Consider the following 23,521-nt stretch of genomic DNA (forward strand, 5'->3'; position numbering starts at 1 on the left):
CCGCGTCCGGCCTACGCGCTGGCTTCGGGTTGAGTGGCGGCGAGATCGTTGAGGGCGCTGTTCACGACGTACCAGGACACGGTGAGCGTGTCGCGGTCGGGAGTGTGCGCCTCACGGAACTCGGCCCGCGGGTGGACGAAGTTGCGGTACTCACGAAGGGCCTGGCTGAAGCGTTCGACGTCGACGTCGATCCAGCCTGCCTCGTGACAGATGTCGATGAGGGCCTTGAGGCCGATGAAATCGGGGTTCTTGCCGCGTAGCAGAGAGGCGTCCCGTTCCTCGATCACGGTGAGCAGGACGCCTTCAAGGAGACTGCCCAGCATGATGATGGCTGCGACGTGAGCGCCGTTGGCATAGCAGGTGCGCGCTTCATCCAGGCGTCGCTGAAGCAGTGCCGCTATCCGTGGCTCGCGGATGATGTCGGCCATGGTGGCCTTGAGCTCGACTGGCGCCTGCTGGCCCGGGTGCGCCAAGGCTGGGTCGCAAACGACGACCCTGGGCCTGCCGCCCGGGTTCTCCAGGCGGAAACCTTCGTGCACGAGGAAGGTGTTGACCGCGTTGATCACCGTTGCAAGCAGGTCGGGTTCCTCAAGGTACTCGCGCGCGTCGGCGAGCCTGATGAGCACCTTCTCCAAATCGGTGGGGGTCTCCCGACGAGCGATGAGCTGCTGGAGCGCCCATTCACTGCGGTACTCGCCCTCGTACTCGGGCACGTCGAGCCACCCAGCGCTCTCCAGGAATTCGGCGATCTCGAAGCCTCGGCGGTAGTAGAGGTGCTCATCGCCGCAGATGACGCGAGCCAGTTCCTTCAGGGTGTTGCCGTCAAGTCGGCCCAGAACGGTCGTTTCCTGCGTCACGCGGCGTCCTCCGTGGTGTCTTCGGTGTCTTCGTCGGGTTGTTCGTTGTCGGTGCCCTCTTCGGTAAGGGCCTCGTCCGAGGAGAGGTCGAGCGGTTTCCACTCGGTCGTGGGGCACGGCGGTGGGGTGGCTGTCGCCGGGCGGGTGTAACTCGCGGGCCGGATCTCCTGGCGGTCGAGCTCTTCCCAGAGACCGTTGAGCGCGGTGTCGGGGTCGAAGCGGAAATCGCTGTCCCGGATACGCCAGAACTGCCAGCCCACACGCTGCAGTTCGCGGTCGCGTCGTTGGTCGCTCTCGATCTGCTCCCGCGTGGCGCGGTGGAAGGGGTCGCCGTCGCACTCGACAGCGAGGCGGCCGCGAGCTCCGACGACCACCAGGTCGATGCGCTTGCTCCCTGCTGGGAACTGGGGGACCACGTGGTAGCCCCGCTCCTTGATCCGCACGTACACCTGCTGTTCGAACAGCGAGTCGAAGGGGGTCCTTCGGACGTCGGGCAGGACCGGGCCGATGTCGTCGGCGGCCTCCAGCGCGGCGGGCGGGTTCTCCATGTACGTCAGGAGGTTGAGCCGAAGGTCGTGCGGTTTGAGGCGGTCAGGCGGGACCGAGTAGAAGAGCCACATCTGGTCTTGGGCCCGGCTGGCGGCGACGTTGTACGCCTGCTGGTCACTCTTGGCCCCGCCCTGGACACGCGGCGGGTTCGTCACGACCATGGACAGGAGGATGATGTGGCGTTCGTCGCCCTGGAAAGAGGCCGCATTGCCGACGCGGATCCTGTGGCGCTCGCGCACCGTGGCCGGCAGACGCTGCTCGATGAGGGACTCCAGGAGCCTGGTCTGACCGAAGCCCTGGAGCACGATCACGCCCATGGTCTTGTCCTGATAGACGGGGTCCTCGACCAGACGGGCCAAGCAGTCGACGACTGCCTCGGCTTCCATGGGGTTGTGGATACGGCTCTCACGGCCCTTCGCCACGGCGTCTTCGACGTAGTGGGTGCGCAGCGGATCGAGCCGTTCGCTGCCGTACTGGCGCAGGGGCAGCAGCTTGTTGTCGTAGAAGGTGCTGGAGGACCAGTTGATGATCTCGGGCACGCAGCGGAAGTGCTCTTCGAGACGGATCACCTTCGGGAAGAATGTGGACAGGAGCTGGTAGAGGTTGGTGTGCGGCGTGTAGAGCTCCCGCAGCCGGGAAGGCATGTCCGGCAGGTGGGCGGCCAGCTTGTCCTGGATGGCCTGGAGACGGCCCTTGCCAGTGATGGCGGGCGCGCACTGCTTGTCGTCGCCGACGACGATCACGCGGGGAGCCAGCCACATGAGGAACAGCGCGTCCATGCCGGCCTGACTGGCCTCGTCGACGATGACGACGTCGAAGGCGTCCCTTCTGGCCTGGATCATCTCGGCGACCTGCGGAATCGGCATGACCCACGCGGGTACCGCGCCTTGGGCTATGGACATCGCGTCGCGTGCCGCAGCTCGGAAGCGGCCTGCGTGCCGCCCCTTGCCCTTGCCGTAGGACGCCATGTGCGTCCGATATGCCTGCAGCGCCGAGCGCTGTTCCTGCGTCATCCGCTCAAGACAGTGCAACCGGCCCCAGGCCGCGGCAAGTTCGCCCGTCACATTCTCCAGCCTGGCCTCGTGCTCGCCCAGGTCACCTTCGAGCTTGCGCTCCAGTCCGGGCGTGCGCTGCCTGCGTACGAACTGTGAAGCCTTCGCCCACGACCAGGCTTGTTTCAGCGCCGCCAATCGTTCTTCCCAGGCAGGAGCGTCACGGTTGTCCATGAGGCGACCCGCGAGCAGCGGGTGCGCGGTGTGGAGGGCGCCCATCAATTCGGCGCACCGACGTGTGTGGTGCTCTCGGCGGTGCGCGGAGGCCAGCGCCCCCAACGCCTCCGTATAGGCATCCGTATCCTGAGACCGAAGCGCCTGCGCCAAAGCCATGGCCTCCGCGGACGGGTGTGTCCCACTCACGGGCGTACGCAGGAACTCGTCCCAAGAGGCCAACTGCCGGATGGCCTCGTCGGCAGCACGCCGGCCTGCTAGAGCGGCCACGGCAGCGGTGAAGTCTCCCCATGACCGGCGGGAGGTGATCGTCAGGCGTACCCCGTGATGTACCAGGAGCTCGTCGATGCGCTCCCGTGCCGAGCCGAAAGCCTGGATGTGTTCGAGGCGGTCTGCCCGTGCGGTCAATTCGGCCAGCCGTACCTCCACGTCCCCGAGGGCGACCACGGCGCTCACCTGCTGCCAGCGGGTGGCCGCACCGGCGAGCGTGGCATGGGCCCGGAGGTGCACCAGCACGGCGTCTAGGTCCTCGGCCGTCTGCGGCGCACGGCCGTCGACGGTGCAGGAGTCCAGCAGCTCCTGGGCGTTCTTCTGTGCCTTGGCCGCAAATCGGGGGCGCAACGACTTGCCGGCGGCCAGATGGTCACGGAGCACGGTTCCTACGGTCGCCATCTGCCTGGCCTTCTGCGGGGTCAGGTCCTCGGGCACGGACACCAGGCGCAGGCCCAACGCGTTCACGGCTTGGGCGACTTCACGGATCTCGTCCGTTGCGGCGACCACGCGCTGCCACAGCGCGAGATTGGAGCGGGACAGACGGTCCGTGAGTGCTCGGGTGATCCACGAGTCCGGATCCCAGTGCGCGGAATCCGTGGGCACACCCAAGTGATGTAGGGCCGTCACGCAGGCTTCGAGCAGCGAGGTCAACTCGGTGGTTACGGAGGAATCGAGACCGGCGAGTATGTCGCGCATCCCGATCGTCTCCGTGGCCAGTCCGTCGTCGATGAGGCGACTGTCCACGAAGGCGTCCGCGACGTGCTCGGGCGAGGGCAACGCATCAGGTGAGGGAAGCGCACCGCCCGCGCGAGGCTCGCCCGCCCCGTCGCGCAGCAGCAGGAGGAGCTCCTGGGCCTGCTCGGCGGTCAAGGGTGGTTCGTCCTCGGCAGTGTCTGCGAGAGGGGCGATCCATCGGTACTTCTCGGCACCGGTGTGCACGCGTTCCACGATCTCGGCGAGCGTTCCCCCGTAGCCCGGTGCCACGTTTCGATGCCGGTACTCGGCTTCCCGGAGCGAGATCACCTGTTCCGTGAGCGTGTCGATCCTTCCCCGTATCTCGTCTCGTTCACCGGTGAGGCGTCGGATGCCGGCGCGCAATTCGTCGGGGTCGCTGGTGGCCACCTGATCGGTTAGAGAGTTGATCGTGCGCTCCAGTTCGCCCGCGCCGTCGTGGCGGGTAGAGCTGAGCAGTAGCACGCACAAATCCCGTACGGCGGGTGGGAGTTTCTCGCGCAGCACGGTCAGTGCCTGGTCGCGGGCACTGGTGACGAGAACTCTCTGTCCTTGCGCGAGCAGCGCGGAGACCAGGTTGGCGATTGTGTGGGTCTTACCCGTGCCGGGAGGACCCTGGACGACTACGCCGGTGTCGTGCTCCAGGCGCCCGAGCACGCTGCGCTGCTGAGCGTTTGTCTTGCCAGGGAAGAGTGGATCGTCCCCGAACAGCGGTGTTGTCTCGGCTCCGTTCCAGGTGGCGCGTTCCTCGGACTTGAGCGGCAGCACCATCTGAGCCAGACCGAGTGGCGCATGGCCCTCCGTCGCCACGGTCTCAGCGATCTGGTCGTAGAGCCGCAGTAGTGCGTTGAGGTTGCGCGGGCGCATCACGAGGGCAGGCGCGTACGTGAGCCGGGCTCCTGGTTCCGGTGCGCGCGGCGGTTCCCACTCGGCGCTGAATCCCATCGGGCGCGTGGTTGCCCGCTCCTGCCACTGAGCCAGCTGGTCGAGGGCCTCGGGGCCCAGCGGATGCATAGCCCGAGCGGTGACCTCCTCCGAGAGAGCTGCTCCGCGCTCACGCACCCATCCGTCGTCGCTGTCCAGGAAGTCCTGGTCCTCTAGCCGCAGGGCGCCTTCTGACGACAGCCGCACCGTCAGCTTCGCCGTGCGGCGGTCCACCGAGGTTTCCGCACGATGGGTGAACAGGTGCCGGTGCAACACGTCTTCGTTCGGGTCGCGCCAAGCCAGCAGGCCGATGGCGAAGACGAGTTCAGTCTGGTCGTCCTCCTGGGCCAGCCGCTGGTGCCACGCGTAGATGCCGTCGTAGAGCTCGCGCAACGGTCGTTCCGCGCGCTCGCGCTCTGCCCACCTTCGCCATCGCTCCAACCACGTGCTGTACTCCCGGAGCACGTCGCCGGCTTCTTCACGCCGAAGGGTGCCTTCCTCCTCCCAGCGTTCCCTTGCGTCCGCGGCGCGTATGAGTTCGCGCCCTGGGCCCTCGTCTGCGAGGGGTGGATCACCGCTGCCCGGGTCCAGGCAACGTGCCGGTTCCACCCAGCCGTCGAGCGATTGGGGCAGATCAGGCGGTGCAGACTGCGGAACGTGGTCGAGCGACAGCAGTAGACCGTCGTCACGTGGTGTCGGCCTGCGGACCGACTCCGGGAGCCGGGCCAGCCACAAGCGTTCACGACCACGGTCGTCACGCTGACGCTGATGGCTGCTGTGGACCACGTCACGCAGGAAGTTGACCAACCCTGCCGTTTGCCCGATCACGTCAGGATCACTCGCGTGGCGTCGCGGAACGTTCACCATTCTCCTCCCGGCTGCTGACGAACGTTCCAGAATGAGGGCCGTTCAATTACGCAGCAATGGGCTTCTATGAGGATGACCGAATTTACTCGCGGCTCCGATCCCCACGCACACTGTCGGGAAGGCAGGTCGCCTTGGGCCGGTCCGTGTGGCGACTGTGCCTAGCGGACCTGCCGCACGGGCCTCTACGCAGGTTGGGGCCGATGAGGGGAGACTCACTGGAGGGCCTCGTTCGCCGATGGCGTCAGTGTCAGCACGCCCTGGTGGCCTGATCGGTCAACCAGTAGAGGTCGCTGTCTGCAGATGATTTGTGGCGCAAAGTGAATGGCGGGACCCGGGGGCGTCTGCAGATGCCCCAGTGTTAGGGGCGATCAGGCCGGGTTGGTACGTGTGCTCACGTCCGGCCTTCGTCCGTGGCATCGGTGGTGACGGGGGCGAAGCCCGCGCCAAGGTCGTCGCGTACAACCTTGAGGTGCCGTTCGTGACGCGGAAGCAAGTTTGGCCGGCTGTCCTACTGGGGCGAGCGGCAAGTCAGTTTCCGCGAGGTGCGTACATGATGACCGTCGTGCCGGTGAGTCAAACCAGGGTGCCGGTGACGTCAAAGCGATCGGGGCGGTAGCCGTCGGCGACCGATGGGCTTCGCCTACGGCGTTCTCGACGACCGACGGCTCGAACCCGAGCACCGCTCGAAATGCGTTCGCGCGGTGCCGCTGTCTGGTTCCTGTCGCCGGCGGTTGAGGACGAGCGGCCCGTGTGGAAGCTGGTAACCCTCGTCGACGGATCGGCCGACGCGGCAGGGGCTCCGTTCCGACTTGCTCTGGCCCGGGTTGGGGAGTTGCCCCGAGTTCCGGAACTACCAGCAGGGCATCCTCCCGGCCAGCCCCGGCGCCCGGAGCCTCACCGAGTTCTTCTCCAGCATCGACGAAAAGCTCGACCTGACAACCGCACCAGCGCCCAAGACCCAGCGCAGTGACCGCGACGTCCTCAACCTGCTGACCAAACGCGCCAAGGTCCTTCACCTCGGGCCCGCGAACTACTGCTGGTTCACTGACCCCTCCCGGGCGCTCTGCCTCAAACTCGCGGGCACCCCCACCCCCGACCGTCCGCTGATTGGGATGTGTGACTCCGCCCGCTGCCCGCAGGCCACCCACCACCCCGGTCACCGCCCCGTCTGGGCCGAGCGCCGACAGAACAAAGATCTTCATCGGCCAACTCGGCACCACCCGTAAGGCGGAATGCACCCGACTCCAGTCCGACTACGACCGAGCCCTCCGCGTCGCCGAGATCGACGCCGCCAGCACCATGGACGAGGAATCCGCATGAGAGTCTCCGCAGCCCAGCGCACCGAGAACGAGAACCGCATCCGGGCCGCCATGGATCGGCTCCTCCGAGGCGAGATCCCGCCCGGCGGAAAGTGCGACATCAAGACCCTCGCCAACGAGGCTGCAGTCGACCGCACCGCGTTCTACGGCACCCGCCCCTACTCTCACCTCCGCGTCGAGTTCGAGCGGCGCCTCCAGGCCCTGCACCAGGCCGGAAAGATCCCCGACCCCCGCGAAGCTCAAATCGTCCGACTCAAGGCGGAGATCACCAAGCTCAAAGACCGGCTGACCCAGTCGGAACAGACGATCGACGACCTCACCGACTTCCGCACTCAGGCCCTGGCCCGGCTCGCCGCACAACACGAAGAGATCGTCCGGCTCCGCGAACCTTCCGCCGAAACCACCCAGGTCAGGCGCCTTCCAGCACCACGAACCACAGTGATCGGGTCATGCAGCTGAAATACCCGCCCTGAACCGAGACCACCCGCATCGCCGATCACCCAGCTGCCACTTCGCCCGCACCGCCGTCGGACCCGGAATCCAGATATCGGCGCAGAGCTTCCCGCCCTCCCGGAACGAAGCACCATTGATCAAGTACGTCGCGCAGTTCGTGCAACGTCAGCCAGTCCAGCCAGCCGATCTCACCCGGGTCCGGGGCCAGGGACTCCGTCGACAAGAGGGCCTCATGCACCCCGAACCATATGGGGCTGATCCCTTCCCTGCAGAAGAACTTGAACAGGAAGCGCACCGGCACGCGAACGCTGAGCTCTTCAGCCAGCTCGCGGACCGCCGCCTCCTCATACGACTCGCCCACGTCCACTGCGCCGCCGACCATCACGTCGTAGTGGCCCGGGAACCGGGACATCGTCTCGGCCCGCCGCAGCATCAAGATCCGCCCCTCGCAGTCACGGCAGATCGTTGTTGCAATGCGATGCGGCCAGTGCTCGCGCACCGCCTCGTCTCGCTCGACTATCCCCAACACGCGGTCATGCTCATCGACATGCTCAACCAGTTCGCTCACGGAGGCACGATCTCAGCACCCACTGACAACACGGCACCACGAACAGCAGTAGCAAGTGATCCGCATCACAGGAAACCCCGTGGAAAGCAACACGACCGACGATCTGCGTCGCGAATGCGGCCTCGACACCTGGCCTGCTCAATCGCGACACGAGGTCATCCGCACACGGCCTCTGCGGACACAAGGCACTCCTTCGCCTCGATCATCCTCGAAGCGGGCGAGTCTGTCGTCACCCTGGCCCGATGGCTCGGCCACTCCAGCCCGACCATCACCCTCGACCACTACGCGCATTTCATGCCGGAGGCCGGTGGGAAGGGGCGGGCGGCCGTCGACGCACTGCTCGGTGTGGTTCCCGAGTACATATCGGACGACCTGGCTCGGGCGTGAGGCAGAGAATGGGTGGCACAGCGTCTGCTGTGCCACCCATTCTGTTGTGCGGACTCTGGCGGCCAGTTGGGGTCATTGCGTAAGGCTCTTGCGGCGAACGCGCAGGGAGTACGTCCGGCTTTCTCCAGGCCGGCCGCTGCTGCCCCAGCCGCCGCTCGTGGCTACGTTCCACCCGCGCTGTTCCTTCATCTGGTCGGCGAAGGCGCGCAGATCGTGGATTTCGCAGCCGCAGTCCAGCGTGACGCTGACGCTGATGTAGGGGCTTCGAGGGCTGTCCGACGCGTAGGGGTTCGGCTCCCATCGCACGTCGTGGACATGCTCCTTGAGACCGGTGCGCTCCTCATCGTGCTTGATGCCGTGGGCTTTCGCGTACTCGTCCAGGTCATCGATCACGAACAAGTGACTCGACCACTCGCCGGGCCAGACCGCGAACAGGCGGGACTTGCCGGCCACGGCCCGCTCGTACGCGGCGCGATCGTCCCCGTGCGTCACTCTTCCGTCTTCGTGGACCTCTATATAGCACGTCGTACGTGCGGCGTAGGGGAAGTCCTTCCCTACCTCCGCGGCGCTCCTCGGTTCCAACCGATCCTCCCGGTGTACGCGGTTCCATGTGGCCGTTCAGTCAACACTCACCGTAACGGCCTACGTAGGAAGCCGACGGAAGTTGGTTGGGAGAGGCTTGCGGAGTGGCTGACGATGCGGACGGCGCGCCGCTCCCCAGCTCCGTCCATTCCCTCAGAGGGCTCGACGGAGCCCTCTGAGTCATTCGCATAAGCGAAGTAGATTAGCTTCTCGGCTCCTCGCTACAGCCAGTCGCGCCGCTTGAAGATGAAGTACAGGCTCACACAGACCAGCGCCATCAGGCCGATCGCGAACGGGTAGCCGAACAGCCAGTGCAGCTCCGGCATGTGATCGAAGTTCATGCCGTAGATCGTGCCGACGAGGGTCGGGGCGAAGAGGATGGCCGCCCAGCTGGAGATCTTTTTGATCTCTTCGTTCTGCTCGAAACCGGCCTCGGCGAGCGCCCGCATCTCGGCGTTCTGCTGCTGGGTGACCAGCGTCGCGTTGACGGCGAGGATGTCGGCGAGAGCCGACCGGAAGCCGTCGACGCGCTCGCTGGTGTGGGTGACGTGGTCGGCGACGTCGCGGAGATAGCGCTGCAACTCCTCGTCGGTGCCGTATTTCGTGAACCCCGCCATCAGCCCCCGCAGCATCCCCACCAAGGGGCGGGTGGCGCGCTGGAACTCCACCATTTCGCGGGAGAGTTCGTAGATGCGCCGCGACACGGCGGGGTCGCCGCCGAACACCTCGGTCTCGATCTCGTCGAGGTCGTTCTGCACCCCCTCCACGACCGGGGCGTAGCCGTCGACGACCGTGTCGAGGATCGCGTAGAGGACCGCCTCCGGGCCCAGTGCCATCAGCTCGGGGGTGGCCTCCATGCGGCTGCGCACAGTTGACAGGTCGGGGGCCGCGCCGTGCCGGACGGTGATGACGAAGTCCGGGCCGACGAAGACGTGCAGCTCGCCGAAGTCCACCTCCTCCGGGGCGTCGAGGTAGCGGGCGGCGCGCAGCACGACGAAGAGCGTCTCGCCGTACCGCTCCAGCTTGGGGCGCTGGTGCGCTTCGAGCGCGTCCTCCACCGCCAGCTGGTGCAGGTCGAACTCCTCGGCCAGGGAGACCAGTTCGGCCTCGCTGGGGCGGTGCAGCCCGATCCACGCCATGCCGGACGGCTCCGCGTGCAGCTGCCGGTAGGTCTCGGCGAGCGTGGCCGGAGTGGCGACGCGGTGGCCGTCCCGGTAGACCGCGGCCCGCACGATGCTGCCCCGGCCGGCCGGTTCCGCCGCTTCGGGCTCCCCGGCCGCCGGCGGGGCCGGCTCGCCGGGCGCTCCGGGCGGCCGCAGCCAGCCGTGCTTCTTGATGGAGGCCCCGGTCCTCCGGGGCGGTTTCCGGCGATCGGGCATCGGGATTCCTTCACGGTCGCAGTCGCTGGACGGGCGGGTACACCGGGCGGACGCTGCCGCCCGGCCCGCGCTGTGACCGGACCACTTCGGACCGCTGGAGCACAGAGCAGGATATACGGGCCGAATCGCGCGACCGTGAAGGCGGGGACCGTGAAGGCTGGGCGGACTGCGGACTGCGGACTGCGGACTGCGGACTGCGGCCGGGGGCCGGGGCGCACTCGTCCCGGCCGCAGTCCCGTGTCATTCGCCGACGTCGCGGCTCCGCAGGTCCGCCAGCGTCTCACGGCGTACGAGCAGCCGGGCGTGGCCGTCGCGGACGGCGGCCACCGGCGGCCGGCCCACGAGGTTGTATCCGGAGGCCATGGAGACGTGATATGCGCCGGCGGCCGGGACGGCGAGGAGGTCGCCGGGGCGGATGTCCGAGGGCAGCTCGACGTCGTCGGCGAGGATGTCGCCCGCCTCGCAGTGCCGGCCGACGACCGTCACGGAGCGGGGAGCCGCGTCGGAGGCGCGGCCCACCAGCCGGACGGTGTAGCGCACCCCGTACAGCGCGGGGCGCGGGTTGTCGCTCATGCCGCCGTCGACGGCGACGAACGTGCGGTCGCCGGTGTGCTTGACGGACAGCACGTGGTACAGCGCGACGCCCGCCGGGCCGGCGATCCACCGGCCGGGCTCGATCGCCAGCCGGGGCACGGGAAGGCCGAACCGGGCGCAGTTCAGGGCGAGTTCGCCGCCGACCCGGTCCGCGTACGCCCGCGGCTCCAGCGTCGGTTCGCCCGCGCGGTAGGCGATGGCGAAGCCGCCGCCGAGGTCCAGCTCGGGCAGGGCCACGCCGTGCCGGTCGCGGATCTCGGCGAGCAGCGGCACCAGCCGCCGTACGGCCGTGACGTACGGGTCCAGGCCGGCGATCTGCGAGCCGAGGTGGCAGTGCAGGCCGACCAGGTTCAGCCGGGGCTGGCCCAGGATGCGCGCGACGGCGTCCGCCGCCTCGCCGCCCGCCACCGGAACCCCGAACTTCTGGCCCTCCACCCCGGTCCGTACGGCCGCGTGCGCGCCCGCCTCGACGCCGGGCACGACGCGGACCAGCACCCGCTGCCGACTGCCCGCGGGCACCAGGGCGGCGAGCCGGGCGATCTCCCCGGTGGAGTCGATGACGATCCGGCCGACGCCCAGCCGCAGGGCGGTGCGCAGGTCGGCGGGGCTCTTGGCGTTGCCGTGCAGGACGAGCCGCTCGGCCGGGAACCCCGCGTGGGCGGCCAGTTCCAGCTCGCCCGCGGAGCAGACGTCGAGGGACAGCCCCTCCTCCTCGACCCAGCGGACCATGGCCCGGGAGAGGAACGCCTTGCCCGCGTAGGCGACCTCGGCGTGCGGCAGCGCCGCGCGCCAGGCGCGGGCCCGGTCGCGTACCTCCTGTTCGTCGACGATGTAGGCGGGGGTGCCGAAGCGGTCGGCGAGCCGGGCGAGCGCGACGCCGCCGACCGACAGGTCGCCCGACGGCAGGGCCCGCGTCGAGGCGGGCCACGGGGAGGCCGCGGCGCCGTCGTCGGCGGGCGGCGGGGACGGCTGGGACGGCGGCGGGGACACGGGCACGGGCGCGAGTGACAGAGACATGGGAGTGCCTCCTTCAGGGACGGAGCGGGAGGGCCGCCGCGGGGGCGGTGGGCCGTCGAGCGGATGGATCGGGGCGTGCGGCGGGACCACGGTGTACGGACAGCCGGGGACGGGAACGCGCGGGCGGTGCGTAGTGCGTGCGCGGCCGGGCACGCACGGGCGGCCCGGAGCACACGACGGGCTGGGAGCACGTGGACGGTCCGGAGCACGCGGACGGCCGGGGGCGCGCGGACAGTCTGGAACGCGCGGGAGACCGGGAGCCACGGAAACGGTGAGGGCGGGCGGGGCGGGCCCGGCTCAGGCGAGGAAGGCCTGGAGCGCGGCCACGGCCGCCGCCGCACCGGTCACGCGCGGCGCGCCGACGGCGTCCGGGTCCCAGGAGAGCCGCCGGGGCGCGTGCTGCTTCGGGCCGGGCTCGCCCTGCCGCGCCTTCGGCGCGCGGGCGGTGAGCAGCGGGTCCACCGAGAGCCGTGCGATGCCCAGCGGTTCGGCCAGCGCCAGCACGGCGGGCCGGGCGAGCCGGATGAAGGGCTGCTGCGGGCCCAGGACGTGCGAGAGCCGCCGCCTGGAGGTGAAGGCGACGGCGGTCCGGGTGCCGAGCGGGGTGCGGAAGACGCGCAGGGCGCAGCCGGCGGGGCAGGCGCGTACGGGTACGTACAGCGGCCCTGCCTCGTGACTATCGGAGGGGTCGCCGTCCTCGGCGGCGCAGGGTGCGCCGGCGGAGCGCGGCTCGGCGGTGAAGGTCTCGGCGGGGGTGCGGCTGATATGCATGACGGTCCTTGCAAGGCGTCGGAACAGTGCACTCCACACGCTAGGCCGCCCGGGGCGGCCCGGTACCGGGCCCTGACATGCTGTTGATTCCCCGTCACGGTGATTTGACGTGCTGTTGACGTCGACGTCGTTCGAAGGGCCGCGGCGGCCGACCGACGAGGGCGGCGGGGGATCGGCCCGCGGGGCGCGGAGGGGCGCGGAGGGGGACCGGCCCGCGGGGCGCGGCGGGGCACGGCCGACGGTTCCGCCGCCCGCCGGAGTGACCTGCCAACGGGCGTTGGCCTACAGTCGGCGGCGTGACGACACAGACCGGGAACGACGGCCGCGGCGGGCGCGAGGACCGCGCCGTACGGCGGTCGGACGGCACGCGCGCCGCCATCCTCGCCGCCGCCCGCTACCGCTTCGCCGAGCACGGGTACGAGCGCACCACCATCCGCGCCGTGGCCGCCGACGCCGGAATCGACCCCGCCATGGTCATGCGCTACTACGGCAGCAAGGACCGGCTCTTCGACGCGGCCCTCGCCATCGATCTGCGCCTGCCGGACCTGCGGGACGTGCCCCGCGCCGACATCCCGGGCCGGCTCGTGCGCCACTTCCTGGCCCGCTGGGAGGGCGAGCCCACGGACGACGCGCTGCTGCTCCTGCTGCGCTGCGCGGTCACCAACGAACGGGCCGCCGAGCGCGTACGCGGGCTCCTGACCGAACAGGTCGCGCCGGCGCTCGGCGCCTTCGCCGACGAGCGCCGTATCGGGCTGCTCTGCTCCCAGCTCCTCGGCCTCGCCCTCACCCGCTACCTCCTGCGCGTCCCCGCCGTCGCCGACCTCACCGCGGACGAGGTGGCCGACCTGTACACGCCCGCCGTCTCCGGGCTCTTCGGCCGGGACGGCGGGTAGCCGCACGCCGCGGAAAACCGGTTGCCCCGAGGCGAACGCACCGGCTTTCATCAAGGGCGACACGGGACTCCGGCACACGGCCGGAGCAGTGCTGAAGAGGTGGTGTTGTATGCCCGGGGCCCCGCGGAATCGCTCTCGTCATCGAGGACGGTCCGCATCGGCGGCGCTGCCTGTACGGCAGGGCTGACCACGGCACGTACTCCTCGGGCGCGAGCGGTGATCGTACGGTCCCGTCAGCTCGCAGTAGCCAGGAGTCCTCATCACCATGTCCCGCGACCACCGCGACCAGCATGAAAACCGTGACCGACACAAACGTCGCGACCGCCGCGCATACCGCGACGGCGACGACCGCCGTGACGGCGGCCGACGCCGCGGCAACGGTGGATACGGCGAATCCAGCGACCAGCAGGAACTCCGCACCAGCCGTACCAGCCATACCACCCGCATCATCCGCGCCACCGCCAAGCAGGCGCGTGCCGATTCCTTCCGCTGCCTCAACTGCGGCCTCGACGTACCGATGAGCGCCGCCGGCACCAGTCACCGCAATCACTGCCCCAACTGCCTGTGGAGCCGTCACCTCGACGACACCCCAGGCGACCGGGCGGCCGACTGCGGTGCGCGGATGGAGCCGCTCGCCATATCCGTCCGCAAGGACGGCGAGTGGGTGATCGTCCACCGCTGCACCGGCTGCGGCGTGCTGCACGCCAACCGGACGGCGGGCGACGACAACGCGCTGCCGCTCACGCGGCTCGCGGTCCGCCCACTGGCCCAGCCGCCGTTCCCCTTTGAACGGCTGGCCGGGCTGTGACGTACCACGTGTGAGAACCGATGGGGTGACCCGTCACGGGGGTCGGGTCACCCCATCGGGCAATTTCACTCGAACGAGTCGTCACAGTGCCGGGTCTTCACTCCATCGTGGCGCGCCGACGACGGACACCCCAGGGCGGCACCTCACCGTGAGCCACCGCGCAGCATCGCCCCGCCGGGCAAGGCGGGGCGTCAGGTCACGGCAGCAGCCCCGCCCGGCGCGCCGCGACCACCGCCTCCAGCCGGGTGTGCGCGCCCAGCTTCCGCATCGACGACCGCAGATAGCTCTTGACCGTCTCCGGCCGCAGCCCCAGCAGCTCCGCCGCGCTCGCGTTCGTCGCGCCCGCGGCCACCCGGGCCAGCACGTCCACCTCGCGCGGCGACAGCTCGACCGCGGGCTGCCCCCGGTCCGGGGCGGCGCCCGAGGCCGCCGCCAGCCTGCCGCACGCCGCCAGCAGCTCCTGCCGCAGGCCGGGATCGACGACCCGGTGCGCGAGCGCCCGCAGATCGCCGTGCGCCTCGCGCACCTCCTCCCACACCGCCGGATCGGCCGCGGGCTGCCGGGCCATGGACAGCAGCCGCCGCGTCTCGTCCCGCACGGCGAGCGCCTGCTCCAGCTCGCGCGCCGCCTCGACCGCCGCCGACAGCGGGCGATCGCCCAGCGTGAACGGCTGGCGCAGCGCCCCGTACAGGACGCCGCGCACCCGGCCCCGTACGACCACGGGCACCGCCAGCATCGAGCGCAGCCCCTCCGCCGCCACCGCCGTGTCGTACTCGTGGCTGATCACGCGCGAGGCGTGATAGTCCGTCACCGACAGCGGCCGGCTCAGCGTGGCCGCCTTGCCGCCGAGCCCCGCCCCGGGCCGGATCGCGAGCCCGCCCAGCGCCCCCGACTCCGTGCCGGCCAGCTCCGAGATCCGGAACTGCCGGGGCCCGGCGAACAGCCCGCCGAAGGCGACCGGCAGCCCGCTGTTCCGGCGCATCCGCAGCAGCGCCGCACGTACTTCTGTCGCCCCGTCCGGTTGCGCCACGGCCAACTCCCGAATTCGCGAATTACGGCCACCCCCGTCCGGGGGTGGTGAGACTCAGATCACTCGTCGCACGATGCTAACGAGCGGGTTCTGCAATGAGGAGGACATGTGACGGCAACCGACGTGACCGAAGAGTTCCGCGCGGCACGGGACTTCCTGCTCGGGCACCGGGAGGACTACACGGCCGCCTGCGCGGGATTCTCCTGGCCCCGCCCCCAGGAATTCAACTGGGCGCTCGACTGGTTCGACCGGATCGCCGCGGGCAACGAGCGGACCGCCCTGTGGATCGTGGAGGAGGACGGCGGCGAGACCCGGCTCTCCTTCGACGCGCTGCGCGACCGCTCCGGACGGGTCGCGAACTGGCTGCGCGCCCAGGGCGTACGGGCCGGGGACCGCATCGTCGTCATGCTCGGCAACCAGGCCGAGCTGTGGGAGACCGCGCTCGCCGCGATGAAGCTGCGCGCCGTCGTCATCCCCGCCACCCCGCTGCTCGGCCCCGCGGACCTCGCCGACCGCATCGAGCGCGGCCGCGCCGCCCACGTGCTCGTACGGGCCGAGGACCGCGACAAGTTCACGGACGTGCCGGGCGACTACACGCGGATCGTCGTCGGCGGGGGACCGCAAGGCACGGACAGCGCAGTCGGCACGGACGACGGATGGCTCGTCTACGAGGACGCCTACCAGTGCCCCGGCGCGTACCAGCCCGACGGGCCCACCCTCGCGAGCGACCCCCTCATGCTGTACTTCACCTCCGGGACCACGGCCCAGCCGAAGCTGGTCGAGCACACCCACGTCTCCTACCCCATCGGCCATCTGTCGACGATGTACTGGATCGGGCTGCGGCCCGGCGACATCCACCTCAACATCTCCTCGCCCGGCTGGGCCAAACACGCCTGGTCGAACCTCTTCGCGCCGTGGAACGCCGAGGCCACCGTCTTCGTCCACAACTACACCCGCTTCGACGCCGCCCGCCTCATGGCCGAGATGGACCGCTGCGGCATCACCAGCTTCTGCGCGCCGCCCACCGTGTGGCGGATGCTCATCCAGGCGGACCTCGGCGCGCTGCGCACCCCGCCCCGCGAGGCCGTCGCCGCAGGTGAGCCGCTCAACCCCGAGGTCATCGACTCCGTGCGGCGGGCCTGGGGCGTGGCCATCCGCGACGGGTTCGGGCAGACCGAGACGTCCGTACAGATCGCCAACTGCCCCGGCCAGGCCGTCAAGTCCGGCTCCATGGGCCGCCCGAGCCCCGGCTTCAGCGTCGTCCTCCTCGACCCGGTGACCGGCAAGCCCGGCGACGAGGGCGAGATCAGCCTCGACCTCTCCGCCCGGCCGGTCGGGCTGATGACCGGGTACGAGGGCGACCCGGAGCGCACCGCCGAGGCGATGGCGGGCGGCTACTACCGCACCGGCGACATCGGCGCGCGCGACCCCGACGGCTACATCACCTACATCGGGCGCGCCGACGACGTCTTCAAGGCGTCCGACTACAAGATCTCGCCCTTCGAGCTGGAGAGCGCGCTGCTGGAGCACGAGGCCGTCGCCGAGGCGGCCGTCGTCCCCGCCCCCGACCCGCTGCGGCTCGCCGTGCCCAAGGCGTACATCGTCCTCGCGGCGGGCTGGGAGCCCGACACCGAGACGGCCACGGCCCTCTTCGCCCACTCACGGGCGGCCCTCGCGCCGTACAAGCGCATCCGGCGCCTGGAATTCGCGGAACTGCCCAAGACCGTCTCCGGGAAGATCCGCCGCATCGAGCTGCGCGAGCGCACGGCGCAGGGCGGCGGTGCGGAGTTCCGAGAGGAAGACCACCGATGAGCGCACCGCACAGCAGTTCCCTGTCGTACGCGAGCGGCGTCGGAGAGGTCCCGCTGCTCGGCGACACGATCGGCGCGAACCTGGCCCGCGCCGTCGAGCGGTTCGGCGACCGGGACGCGCTCGTCGACGTCCCGAGCGGCCGCCGCTGGACGTACGCCGAGTTCGGCCGGGCCGTCGAGGAAGTCGCCCTCGGACTGCTGGCCAAGGGCGTCGCCAAAGGCGACCGGGTCGGCATCTGGGCGGTCAACTGCCCCGAATGGGTGCTGGTCCAGTACGCCACCGCGCGGCTCGGCGCGATCATGGTCAACGTCAACCCGGCCTACCGCGTGCACGAGCTGGAGTTCGTCCTCGGGCAGTCCGGCATCGAGGTGCTGGTCGCCTCCGTCGAGCACAAGAGCAGCGACTACCGGCGGATGATCGAGCAGGTCCGCTCCCGCTGCCCCGCGCTGCGCGACGTCGTCTACATCGGCGACCCGACCTGGCAGGGCCTGGTACGCGCGGGCGCCGGGGTGCCGCCCGCCCGGCTCGCCGAGCGCGAGGCGCAGCTCTCCTGCGACGACCCCGTCAACATCCAGTACACCTCGGGCACCACCGGCTTCCCCAAGGGCGCCACTCTCTCCCACCACAACATCCTCAACAACGGCTACTTCGTGGGGGAGACCGTCGGCTACACCGAGCGGGACCGGATCTGCCTGCCCGTGCCCTTCTACCACTGCTTCGGCATGGTGATGGGCAACCTCGGCGCGACCAGCCACGGCGCCTGCGTGGTCATCCCCGCGCCGTCCTTCGACGCCGTCGCCACCCTGCACGCCGTCGAACGCGAGCGCTGCACCTCGCTCTACGGCGTCCCCACCATGTTCATCGCCGAACTGGACCTGCCCGACTTCGCGACGTACGACCTCTCGACGCTGCGCACCGGCATCATGGCCGGCTCGCCGTGCCCCGCCGAGGTCATGAAGCGCGTGGTCCACGAGATGAACATGGCCGAGGTCTCCATCTGCTACGGCATGACCGAGACCTCCCCGGTCTCCACCCAGACCCGGCGCGAGGACGATCTGGAGCGCCGCACCGGCACCGTCGGCCGGGTGCTGCCGCACATCGAGGTGAAGGTCGTCGACCCGGCGACCGGCACCACCCTGGAGCGCGGCGAGGCCGGTGAGCTGTGCACCCGCGGCTACTCGGTGATGCTCGGCTACTGGGACGAGCCCGAGCGCACCGCCGAGGTCGTCGACGGCAGCCACTGGATGCACACCGGGGACCTCGCGGTCATGCGCGAGGACGGCTATGTCGTCATCGTGGGCCGCATCAAGGACATGATCATCCGGGGCGGCGAGAACGTCTACCCGCGAGAGATCGAGGAGTTCCTCTACTCCCACCCCAAGATCTCGGACGTCCAGGTCATCGGCGTCCCCGACGAGAAGTACGGCGAGGAGATCATGGCCTGCGTCATACTCCGTGACCGGGCCGGGACGCTCAGCCGCGAGGAACTCGCCCGCTACTGCCGCGGCCGGCTCGCGCACTACAAGGTCCCGCGCTATCTGCGCATCCTCGACGCCTTCCCGATGACGGTCAGCGGCAAGGTCCGCAAGATCGAACTGCGCGAGGAGGCGGCGGCGCGGCCCTCCGGCACGTAGCCGCCGCGCGAACAGCGGGCGGTCCGGCCGTCACCCGCGCCCCGCGCCTCGCGCGGTCGCCGGCCCGGGCAGGTGCGGCAGTTGTACGGACCGGGCTCGCGGCTGTACGACCGGCCCGCCGCCGTCCCGAGAGCGTGCGGCACGCGGAATGGCTCCGAAGTCCAGGCGTCCGCCCAGCTGTTCAGGCGCGTACGACGCCTTGGAGACCCTCAGCGACCAGCACCACGCCCTTGATCGCCGTCCCCGAGGCCGAGCTGGACGAGCTGCGCGCACGGCTGCTTCACACCCGCTGGCGGCCCCCTTGGCCGACCCTCTGGCCCGGCACCGGTGCGGCCTCCGGCATCGGCCCGTCTTCCGGCCCCGATCCGGCCTCGCGACCGCACGGAGCCTTTCGGCGCGGCTGTGCGGAGCGGGTCACGGGCCCATCCGGATCAGTTCGTCCGCCGGGTCGTTGACCGGCTGCGGGGTGCCCGTGAGGTCCATGACGAACAGGGGTATCAGCAGGTCGTCCGCGCGCTGCCGCGCGTCGCGCCCGTACCCGGCCAGTGAGAAGAAGACGCCGAGCGCCGAATCGCCCATGCCGTGCAGCCACAGGCACTCGATGGCGCGCAGCCCGGTGGGGTGGGTGGTCGGGTCGACCTGGGCGATGATGCCCGGGCCCCGGAGGTCCACCCCGGATATGGACCGGTCCTGGGACTGCCTGATGCCCGCGAAGCCCAGCCACTTCAGGTACTGAGCGGCCGCCGTCACGGCGTCCCGCGCCGTACGGATGGTCACCGGGCGGAACGCGGGCCGCAGCACCGCCGAGGTGGGCGACGGAGGCCGGCCGGAACCCGTGGACGCGCCCGCCGCGCGGCCGGCGTCTCGGCAGTCGAGGCCCGGCGGGGGAGTGACGGGCAGCCGGACGACCGCGCCGCAGGTGCAGCCCAGCTCCGGCGCGGGCCAGGAGTCCCGGCGGTCGCAGGACGGGCAGCGCACCGTCACCCACGACTCCTGCCACGTGCGGTGCTCCAGCAACTCGGGCCTGCAGCCCGGCAGTACGGGCAGGGTGAGCGGGGCTCCGCACGCGCAGGGGAAGGTCGGCGGGGTGAAACAGTGCTCGCGGCGGCACGCCGGGCAGCACACCGGCACGCTCTCTGCCATGTTCGGCTCCTGCGCGGTCCGTAGGGGAGGTTCTGTCCATCGTCCATGATGTGCGACGAGTTGGGGACGGAAACCCCGGTTCGCCTCGCGGAGATCCAGGTGGGGCCGCCCAGCGGCGCGATCCGAGCGGGCGCGAAGGACGCTCGCGCCGCTGGGCGAGACCGGGGATTACCCGGACGGTACGGGCTCGAACTCCCGTACCGCGTCGACGTCCGGGCCGGGCGGGACTCTTCGCCGAGGGGACGCCGGACTACGACCGGCACGACCCCGCCGCGCGGAAGCGCCTCGTCGCGGAGCGGTTCGCGGGGAGGGCTGGGAGATGCCGCGGCTCCTCGACATCATGGAGAGCGCCGACGACTTCATCTTCGACACCCTCAGCCAGATCCGGATGGACACCTGGTCGCGCGGGCGCGTCGTGCTCCTCGGCGATGCCGCCTGCTGCGCCGCCCCGTCCTCGGGCATGGGGACGTCGCAGGCGATGGCCGGCGCGTACGTCCTGGCCGGCGAGCTCGCGGCAGCGGCGGGCGACCACGGGCCGGCCTTCGCTGCCTTCGAGAAGGAGATGCGCGACTACGCGGCCGAGAACCAGCTCATCGGCCGCCGCGCGGCCGAAGCCTTTTTCGCGCCCGGCGGCGAGGGAGCCGGTGACCCGGAGTTCACCGCTCCGGCCGAACCGCCCGTCGAAACCATCGAATTGAAAGGGCATCAGCTCTGAGCGGGCGGCTCCTGAGACTCCTCCTGCGGTTCCTCCGGCGGTCGGCCGGTCGCGGCTGACCCATCGTCATGCCGGCCGGCGTACTGGTCGAGGAAGTCGGTGCTGTCGGACCACTGGTCCACGCCGCCCGTCAGGGGCCGTTCCCGCAGCCAAGGGTCCGTGACCGTACGCGATAGTGCTTGTGCGAAGCGTTCGGCGTGCAGGACCAGGAAGGGGCGGGAGTGGTACGGCCGGGGCTTCGGGTCCACCGGGGCGCTGAGCCCCGACGCGTTCTGCAAGCCGGCGACGGTCTCGTAGGCGTGGGCCAGCCGCCGCTCCCGCTCCGCGTGGTCCGTCGCCGCCAGCGCGCCCCGCAGCGACGGGGTGAGCGACTCGGCCGCCGCCAGCTGCCGGAACGCGCTGCCGAGCCATTTGCCGTACGGCGCGTACCGGCGCTCCAGCAGCAGGCAGAGCCTCATCAGGTCCCGCACCAGCCGCCCGGCCACCACCGCCGAACCCAGGTCGTCCCCGACCTCGGCGCAGCGCCCCACGAACGCCTCCTCCTGCGAGATCCGCTGCCACTGGCAGGCCAGGAGATACCGCCACACCTGCTCCGGATACCACGCCAGCGCGCGCCGCGCGGCGGTGAGGGAGCCGGGGCCGTCGTGGAACACCGCACCGCCGGTGGTCTCGGCCAGCCGCTGCTGCGGCATCGCCAGCCATTCGCGCGTGCTGGGCTCCCTGCCAGTGCTGCCCGGCCCGGAGTCCAGCCCGCCGCCTGGCGTGGAACTCAGCCCGCCGCTCAGCCCGAGCTGCGCGCTGAGCCATTCGTCCACGTCGCGCACGGCCACGCGGTGGTTGACCGGCCCGTCGGTCAGCCGCATCAGGCCGACGGGGTCCAGCGGATCGTCACTCTCCTCGAAGTGGGTGGGCCAGCCGCGTACTTGCTTCGGCAGCCGGTCCGCCAGGAGCCGGTGGATGTCCGCGCCGTGCCGGGCGCGGTCCCGCGGCGTGAGGAAGAGCTCCAGCCGCGGGCCCCACTCGTGGTCCGCGGACCGCGGCGTGTCGAAGCCCAGCACCTCCGAACCGCCGCCCACCCGCCCGGCGGCGTACCGCAGCCCCGGATACGCGTCATTGAGGATCGGCCGTACCGCCTCCTCGTACAGCGCCCTGGCCAGCTCGATGCCGGGTACGAACGGGGCGTCGTGGATCGTCATGCCGCGACCGTGCCGGACGCCCGCGCGCCGGGACAACCGGATTTCGCACCCCGGCCGGGCTGGAACGTTCCTTACGCTCTCCGAAGTGGGCCGCTCCTAGACTGGTCACCGCCGTGGGCCCCGGCGAGTGCGGGCCCCGTGCGCCGCGGCGCGGCGCGGGCGGAAGCGGTTCGACGCGATGGGGGCCAGATTCCGATGCGGGCGCAGATGCGGGCAGAGGCGCGGGCAGAGTTGGGGGCACAGTGCGATTGAGGGTCGAGTTCACGACCGAGCCCTTCGACCTCGACGAGCCTCCGCAGCACGCGGTGATAGCGCGCGAGGTCGTGCAGTCCGCCGCGCTGGACGCGGTGGACGTCGGCCCGTTCGGCAACACCGCCGAGGGGACGGCGGACACGGTGCTGACCGCGGTGGACTCGATGCTGCGCGAGACGCTGGCGGCCGGCGCCACCCGGGTGTCGTTGCAGGTCAACGTCGTCGCGGAGGGCGACTCATGACGGGCGCGACCGGTCCCGGGGATCCGCCGCCGCCCGGTGACCACCCGTTCCTGCTGGCGATCAAGCCGCTCGTCGACGCCATGGGCGGCGACCTCCTCGCGCCGGAGCAGGCGAGCGGCGACGACGTCGTGCTCTCCTGGGAGGGCAGGGACGTCGTCGCCGTGCGGCTGCCGCATCTGTCCGACTCGCTCGACCACATACTGGCCGCCCTGGAGCGGCGGCACGGCATGCCGCTGCCCGACCTCGACCGCAAGACCAAGCAGTCGGTCGTCCGGGTTTTGGAGCAGCGGGGCGCGTTCTCCGTGCGGCACGGCGTGGAGACGGTGGCGAGCGCGCTCGGCGTCAGCCGCTTCACCATCTACAACTACTTGAACAGAGAGGCCGGGACGTCGGGCAACGGGCTGCGAACTCGCTGACCTCACACGGGTTTTGAACCTCAGGTGAGGGTTTTGAACCTCACGGCCTCACGGCATCACGCGGCTTCACAGCCTTACGGGCGCGCCCCGCTCGGCAGGGTGAGGATCTCGGCTCCGTCGTCGGTGATGGCGATCGTGTGCTCGCTGTGCGCCGTTCGGCAGCCCGTCGCGCTGCGGAGCGTCCACCCGTCGGCGTCGGTGACGAGCTTGGCGGTGTCCTCCATGACCCACGGCTCCAGTGCGAGCAGCAGCCCCGGGCGCAGTTTGTATCCGCGGCCGGGCCGTCCGGTGTTCGAGACGTGCGGGTCCTGGTGCATGGTCGAGCCGATGCCATGGCCGCCGAACTCGGTGTTGATCGGGTACCCCGCCTCGCTGAGGACCGTGCCGATGGCGTGGGAGAGGTCGCCGATGCGGGCCCCGGGCCCGGCGGCGGCGATTCCCGCGGCCAGCGCGCGCTCGGTCGTGCTGATCATCGCGACGCTCTCCGGGGGCGCCGCGTCGCCCACGATGAAGCTGATGGCGGCGTCCGCGGCGACTCCGGCCTTGGAGACGGCGAGGTCGAGCGTCAGCAGGTCGCCGTCGGCGAGCGCGTAGTCGTGCGGCCGTCCGTGGAGCACGGCGTCGTTGACGGCCGTGCAGATGTAGTGGCCGAACGGGCCGCGCCCGAAGGACGGCTCGTAGTCGACGTAACAGGACACCGCTCCCGCCTCGACGATCATGGCCTTGGCCCACCGGTCGATGTCCAGCAGGTTCGTGCCGACCGTGCTGCGGCCCTTCAGCGTCTGCAGGATATCGGCGACCAGGGCGCCGGTGTCCTTGGCTCGGCCCAGCTGGGTGGGGTTCAGGATCTCGATCATGTGGCGTCCTTCGCATGCAACCAAT

Annotated in this window: 20 protein-coding genes and 1 pseudogene; 10 read left to right on the plus strand and 11 right to left on the minus strand. The window is 70.5% G+C overall.

Annotation, left to right across the window (positions count from 1 at the left end; genetic code table 11):
- Positions 1 to 11: 11 nt before the first annotated feature.
- Both AB0I22_RS08920 and AB0I22_RS08925 read right to left on the minus strand, forming a co-directional pair.
- Entirely contained in the window at positions 12 to 857 is an 846-nt protein-coding gene (locus AB0I22_RS08920) for a hypothetical protein (protein ID WP_363129988.1), read from the minus strand.
- Complete coding sequence (locus tag AB0I22_RS08925; protein ID WP_363129989.1) at positions 854 to 5,428, minus strand: AAA domain-containing protein; 4,575 nt, start codon at positions 5,426 to 5,428, stop codon at positions 854 to 856. Before AB0I22_RS08925 ends, AB0I22_RS08920 begins: the two co-directional genes overlap by 4 nt.
- An 809-nt stretch (positions 5,429 to 6,237) precedes the next feature.
- On the opposite strand from AB0I22_RS08925, the gene AB0I22_RS08930 reads away from it, so the two are divergent.
- Positions 6,238 to 6,654 carry a hypothetical protein gene (locus AB0I22_RS08930; protein WP_363129990.1) on the plus strand — a complete coding sequence of 139 codons (417 nt, stop codon included), beginning with the start codon at positions 6,238 to 6,240 and terminating at the stop codon, positions 6,652 to 6,654.
- A gap of 90 nt (positions 6,655 to 6,744) precedes the next feature.
- Positions 6,745 to 7,206: a hypothetical protein gene (locus tag AB0I22_RS08935; protein ID WP_363129991.1), complete on the plus strand. Its 462-nt coding sequence runs from the start codon at positions 6,745 to 6,747 to the stop codon at positions 7,204 to 7,206.
- A gap of 37 nt (positions 7,207 to 7,243) precedes the next feature.
- On the opposite strand, the gene AB0I22_RS08940 is transcribed toward AB0I22_RS08935, so the two are convergent.
- A complete protein-coding gene (locus AB0I22_RS08940) occupies positions 7,244 to 7,768 on the minus strand; it encodes an NUDIX domain-containing protein (protein WP_363129992.1) in 525 nt (174 codons plus the stop codon).
- A 183-nt stretch (positions 7,769 to 7,951) separates the two neighbouring features.
- Here AB0I22_RS08940 and AB0I22_RS08945 point away from each other — a divergent pair.
- Positions 7,952 to 8,155, plus strand: a pseudogene (locus AB0I22_RS08945) (site-specific integrase); the annotation flags it as partial.
- A 72-nt stretch (positions 8,156 to 8,227) separates the two neighbouring features.
- Here AB0I22_RS08945 and AB0I22_RS08950 read toward each other — a convergent pair.
- The 4 genes from AB0I22_RS08950 to AB0I22_RS08965 form a co-directional block, all read right to left on the minus strand.
- The gene (locus AB0I22_RS08950) at positions 8,228 to 8,608 is read right to left on the minus strand and encodes a hypothetical protein (protein ID WP_363129993.1); all 381 of its coding nucleotides are present in this window, start codon (positions 8,606 to 8,608) and stop codon (positions 8,228 to 8,230) included.
- A 350-nt stretch (positions 8,609 to 8,958) separates the two neighbouring features.
- Positions 8,959 to 10,116, minus strand: a complete 1,158-nt coding sequence (locus AB0I22_RS08955; RefSeq protein WP_363129995.1) for a magnesium and cobalt transport protein CorA — start codon at positions 10,114 to 10,116, stop codon at positions 8,959 to 8,961.
- A gap of 240 nt (positions 10,117 to 10,356) precedes the next feature.
- Complete coding sequence (gene lysA / locus AB0I22_RS08960; protein WP_363129997.1) at positions 10,357 to 11,727, minus strand: diaminopimelate decarboxylase; 1,371 nt, start codon at positions 11,725 to 11,727, stop codon at positions 10,357 to 10,359.
- 297 nt (positions 11,728 to 12,024) lie between these two features.
- Complete coding sequence (locus tag AB0I22_RS08965) at positions 12,025 to 12,498, minus strand: SAV_915 family protein (RefSeq protein WP_363129998.1); 474 nt, start codon at positions 12,496 to 12,498, stop codon at positions 12,025 to 12,027.
- A gap of 296 nt (positions 12,499 to 12,794) precedes the next feature.
- Between AB0I22_RS08965 and AB0I22_RS08970 the strand changes: the two genes are divergently transcribed.
- Together AB0I22_RS08970 and AB0I22_RS08975 are read left to right on the plus strand one after the other, a co-directional pair.
- Positions 12,795 to 13,391, plus strand: a complete 597-nt coding sequence (locus tag AB0I22_RS08970; protein ID WP_363129999.1) for a TetR family transcriptional regulator — start codon at positions 12,795 to 12,797, stop codon at positions 13,389 to 13,391.
- A gap of 445 nt (positions 13,392 to 13,836) precedes the next feature.
- Positions 13,837 to 14,199 (plus strand): RNHCP domain-containing protein, encoded by a 363-nt coding sequence (locus tag AB0I22_RS08975; RefSeq protein WP_363130103.1) that lies wholly within the window; start codon positions 13,837 to 13,839, stop codon positions 14,197 to 14,199.
- A gap of 196 nt (positions 14,200 to 14,395) precedes the next feature.
- Here the strand turns inward: AB0I22_RS08975 and AB0I22_RS08980 are convergent, their stop codons facing one another.
- Entirely contained in the window at positions 14,396 to 15,181 is a 786-nt protein-coding gene (locus AB0I22_RS08980; RefSeq protein ID WP_363130104.1) for a LuxR C-terminal-related transcriptional regulator, read from the minus strand.
- Positions 15,182 to 15,337: 156 nt separating this feature from the next.
- Here AB0I22_RS08980 and AB0I22_RS08985 point away from each other — a divergent pair, with 156 nt between their 5' ends.
- Together AB0I22_RS08985 and AB0I22_RS08990 are read left to right on the plus strand one after the other, a co-directional pair.
- Positions 15,338 to 17,041: an AMP-binding protein gene (locus AB0I22_RS08985; protein WP_363130000.1), complete on the plus strand. Its 1,704-nt coding sequence runs from the start codon at positions 15,338 to 15,340 to the stop codon at positions 17,039 to 17,041.
- A complete protein-coding gene (locus tag AB0I22_RS08990; protein ID WP_363130001.1) occupies positions 17,038 to 18,675 on the plus strand; it encodes an AMP-binding protein in 1,638 nt (545 codons plus the stop codon). The genes AB0I22_RS08985 and AB0I22_RS08990 overlap by 4 nt, the downstream gene beginning before the upstream one ends.
- 414 nt (positions 18,676 to 19,089) lie before the next feature.
- On the opposite strand, the gene AB0I22_RS08995 is transcribed toward AB0I22_RS08990, so the two are convergent.
- Positions 19,090 to 19,818 (minus strand): hypothetical protein, encoded by a 729-nt coding sequence (locus AB0I22_RS08995; protein WP_363130002.1) that lies wholly within the window; start codon positions 19,816 to 19,818, stop codon positions 19,090 to 19,092.
- Between the two features lie 319 nt (positions 19,819 to 20,137).
- On the opposite strand from AB0I22_RS08995, the gene AB0I22_RS09000 reads away from it, so the two are divergent.
- The gene (locus AB0I22_RS09000; protein ID WP_363130003.1) at positions 20,138 to 20,533 is read left to right on the plus strand and encodes an FAD-dependent monooxygenase; all 396 of its coding nucleotides are present in this window, start codon (positions 20,138 to 20,140) and stop codon (positions 20,531 to 20,533) included.
- On the opposite strand, the gene AB0I22_RS09005 is transcribed toward AB0I22_RS09000, so the two are convergent.
- Positions 20,524 to 21,729: a DUF4037 domain-containing protein gene (locus AB0I22_RS09005; protein WP_363130004.1), complete on the minus strand. Its 1,206-nt coding sequence runs from the start codon at positions 21,727 to 21,729 to the stop codon at positions 20,524 to 20,526. The genes AB0I22_RS09000 and AB0I22_RS09005 overlap by 10 nt on opposite strands.
- A 242-nt stretch (positions 21,730 to 21,971) precedes the next feature.
- Here AB0I22_RS09005 and AB0I22_RS09010 point away from each other — a divergent pair, with 242 nt between their 5' ends.
- Together AB0I22_RS09010 and AB0I22_RS09015 are read left to right on the plus strand one after the other, a co-directional pair.
- Positions 21,972 to 22,223: a hypothetical protein gene (locus tag AB0I22_RS09010; protein WP_363130005.1), complete on the plus strand. Its 252-nt coding sequence runs from the start codon at positions 21,972 to 21,974 to the stop codon at positions 22,221 to 22,223.
- Entirely contained in the window at positions 22,220 to 22,639 is a 420-nt protein-coding gene (locus tag AB0I22_RS09015) for a helix-turn-helix domain-containing protein (RefSeq protein ID WP_363130006.1), read from the plus strand. The genes AB0I22_RS09010 and AB0I22_RS09015 overlap by 4 nt, the downstream gene beginning before the upstream one ends.
- A 74-nt stretch (positions 22,640 to 22,713) precedes the next feature.
- On the opposite strand, the gene map is transcribed toward AB0I22_RS09015, so the two are convergent.
- Positions 22,714 to 23,496 (minus strand): type I methionyl aminopeptidase, encoded by a 783-nt coding sequence (gene map / locus AB0I22_RS09020; RefSeq protein WP_363130007.1) that lies wholly within the window; start codon positions 23,494 to 23,496, stop codon positions 22,714 to 22,716.
- Positions 23,497 to 23,521: the final 25 nt, after the last annotated feature.

The sequence above is a fragment of the Streptomyces sp. NPDC050610 genome (genome assembly GCF_040654875.1).
In the GTDB taxonomy this organism is placed as follows: domain Bacteria; phylum Actinomycetota; class Actinomycetes; order Streptomycetales; family Streptomycetaceae; genus Streptomyces.